Source organism: Micrococcus sp. HMSC31B01, from assembly GCF_001816085.1.
GTDB classification, from domain to species: Bacteria; Actinomycetota; Actinomycetes; order Actinomycetales; family Micrococcaceae; genus Micrococcus; species Micrococcus luteus.
This window is the reverse complement of record NZ_KV825349.1, coordinates 1-2,993: the sequence shown is the minus strand read 5'-3', so window position 1 is coordinate 2,993 and position 2,993 is coordinate 1. Positions and strand designations below refer to the sequence as shown.

At 73.9% G+C, this 2,993-nt stretch carries 2 protein-coding genes and 1 pseudogene; all 3 read right to left on the bottom strand.

Annotated elements, in window-relative coordinates:
• Positions 1 to 31 precede the first annotated feature (31 nt).
• Positions 32 to 1,852 (bottom strand): DEAD/DEAH box helicase, encoded by a 1,821-nt coding sequence (locus HMPREF3105_RS10660; RefSeq protein WP_083325338.1) that lies wholly within the window; start codon positions 1,850 to 1,852, stop codon positions 32 to 34.
• Positions 1,845 to 2,189 (bottom strand): DUF3039 domain-containing protein, encoded by a 345-nt coding sequence (locus HMPREF3105_RS10655; protein WP_010079007.1) that lies wholly within the window; start codon positions 2,187 to 2,189, stop codon positions 1,845 to 1,847. Before HMPREF3105_RS10655 ends, HMPREF3105_RS10660 begins: the two co-directional genes overlap by 8 nt.
• A 23-nt stretch (positions 2,190 to 2,212) precedes the next feature.
• Positions 2,213 to 2,993 (bottom strand): annotated as a pseudogene (locus tag HMPREF3105_RS10650) (Tat (twin-arginine translocation) pathway signal sequence); the annotation flags it as partial.

The following is a 2,993-nucleotide window of genomic DNA, read 5'->3' as shown; positions in this document are numbered from 1 at the left end:
CCCCGCCGGCGCCCGCCGCGCCCGGCGGACCTCAGGTCCGGCCGACGAACCACCCGCGCAGGGTGCTCAGCCGCTTCTCCAGCTGCTCGCGGGAGGCCTGGGCCACGGCGGGGCCGCCGGAGATCTCCCGCAGGCGGTTGTGGATCACCCCGTGCGGCTGGCCGGAACGGGCCGCCCAGGCGGACACCGTCTTGGACAGCTCGGAGCGCAGCTCCTTCATCCGCCGGTGGTCCACGACGTCGGCGGGCTCGGCCGCCTGCGCACGCGGCCGGCGCTGGATCTGCTCGGCCTGCCGCTGCCGCAGCAGGGCGGAGACCTGCTCGGCGTCCAGCAGGCCCGGGATGCCGAGGAAGTCCTGCTCCTCCTCCGAGCCGACGGCGCCGCCGAGGCCGAACTCGCCGCCGTCGAAGAGCACCTTGTCGAAGCTCGCCCGGGACTCGAGGGCCTCGAACTTCTCCCGCGTCAGCGCGTCCGAGCCGCTCTCGGCCCGGTTGGCCTCCGCGATGAGGTCCTCCTCGGGGGCGTCCTCGAGGTCCTCGACGTCGACGGCGCCCTCCTTGCGGTCCAGCGCGTGGTCCCGCTCGAGCTCCATCTCGTTGGCCAGCAGCATGAGCGCGGGCACGGACGGCAGGAACACCGAGGCGGTCTCCCCACGCCGGCGGGAGCGCACGAAGCGGCCCACGGCCTGGGCGAAGAACAGGGGCGTGGACGTGGACGTGGCGTACACGCCCACGCACAGGCGGGGCACGTCCACGCCCTCGGACACCATGCGCACCGCCACCATCCACCGCTCGTCCGACGCGGCGAACTCCTCGATGCGATCCGAGGCGCCCTTGTCGTCCGAGAGGATCACGGCCGGCCGCTGGCCGGTCAGCGCCTCGAGCTGCGCGGCGTACGCGCGCGCGTCCTGGTGGTCCGAGGCGATCACGAGGCCGCCGGCGTCGGGCACGTTGCGGCGCACCTCGGTGAGCCGGCGGTCCGCAGCGCGCAGCACGGACGGGATCCACTCGCCCGCCGGGTCCAGCGCGGTGCGCCAGGCGGAGGCGGTGATGTCCTTCGTGGCGGCCTCGCCGAGCTGAGCCTCCATGACCTCGCCGGTGGAGGTCTTCCAGCGCATCTGCCCGGAGTAGGCCATGAAGATCACCGGGCGCACCACGTGGTCCCGCAGCGCCGGGCCGTAGCCGTACGTGTAGTCCGCCTTCGACCGCTCGATGCCGTCCGCACCGAGTTCGTAGCGGACGAAGGGAATGGAGGCGGTGTCCGAGCGGAACGGGGTGCCGGTCAGGGACAGACGCCGCGTGGCCGGCTCGAACGCCTCACGGATGCCCTCGCCCCAGCTCAGGGCGTCGCCGCCGTGGTGGATCTCGTCGAGGATCACCAGCGTCTTGGCGGCCTCGGTGCGGTTGCGGTGCAGGACGGGCTTGTTCGCCACCTGGGCGTACGTCAGCGCCACCCCGCGGTACTCGGCGCCGTGCCGCCCGTCGGCGTTCTTGAAGTTCGGGTCGATCGCGATGCCGACGCGCGCGGCGTTGTCCGCCCACTGGCGCTTGAGGTGGTCCGTGGGCGCGACGACGGTCAGCCGCTGCACGACGCCGGAGTCCATCAGGATCTTGGCCACGCGCAGCGCGAACGTCGTCTTGCCCGCGCCGGGGGTCGCGACCGCCAGGAAGTCCTGCGGGGCGGTCTGGAGGTAACGCTCCAGCGCCTCCTGCTGCCACTGGCGCAGCTTGGGGGCCGTCCCCCACGCTGCGCGCTCGGGCATGGCGGGGGGAAGGTCCTCGCCGATGTGGAACAGGTCGTGCTGGACGCTGCCGTCCGGGGTGCCGCTCGTCAGGGAGCGGCCGTCAGCCACGGCCGCGGCCTCCGAACCAGCCACCGCGCTTGCCGCCGCCGTCGCCGTCGCCGCCGTCCTGCGGCTCGCGCAGGCCCTCGTAGATCTCCTTGCACGTGGGGCACACGGGGAACTTGTTCGGGTCCCGGCCCGGCACCCACACCTTGCCGCACAGGGCGATCACGGGGGCGCCGGTGACGGCGGACTCCGTGATCTTCTCCTTGCGGACGTAGTGGGCGAAGCGCTCGTGGTCGCCGGGCTCGATCTCCTGGCGCAGCTCCTCACGCTCGAGGACGGACGTGCCGCCGCCGGCGGGCGCGAAGGGGTCGTTCAGGTCGGGTTCGCCGGTCACACTCATGCGGGCCAGTCTAGCCGCGCCCCTCAGAAGGCAGCCACGGCCTGGTAGGTCTCGGCCTGCGCGCGGTCGTACCAGCGCGCCCCCAGGCGCACGCCCAGCCACAGCGCGACGGCGCCCCACGCGAGCCCGAGCGCCACCGTCACCCAGCCCCACACGGCGGCCCCGGTGACGAGCCGGACGACGAAGGGCACCAGGAACGGCACCGCGAGCGCCAGGCTGACCAGCATCGCGGCGCCCTGGACGAGCATCGTGCGCATGGCCGCGCCCTGCGGCGTCGCGAACGGGCTGTCCCCCGGCTTCGGAACCGGGTAGACGAAGCGGGCGGAGACGAACGCGGACAGCCCGGCGGTCGTCCCGAACAGGCCGAGGGCCAGGCCCAGCATCGGCGCCAGCAGGGACCAGTCCCCCGCCGCCGCCACCGTCGCCGTCGTCACGAGCAGGATCATCGGCACGCCCCAGCCCGCCAGGCCCAGGACCCGGCCCCAGCGGTCGTCCACGCCCCGCACGCCTGAGACGACGTGCAGGTGGAACGCCGTGTGGTCGTAGGCGATGTCCGCGGAGATCGAGTAGGCCAGGGACCAGGCGGTGATCGGCCCGAGGATCAGCAGCAGGCCCAGTCCGGGACCCCCCTCCGCGGCCATGCCCCCGGTGAACCACAGCAGGACGGCCATGAGCGGGATGATGATGAGCCCGGCCGCGTACCGCGGATCGGCCAGCCAGTAGCGCTGGGCGCGGGCCGCGATCGCGGTGCGCGGGCCCGTGGCCCGTCGGCCCAGCCAGCGCAGCGGCGTCGGGTCCGCTCCC

Bases quoted from the DNA above. Each gene is read 5' to 3' on its own strand.
- HMPREF3105_RS10655 (WP_010079007.1), bottom strand. From the start codon at position 2,189: ATGAGTGTGACCGGCGAACCCGACCTGAACGACCCCTTCGCGCCCGCC.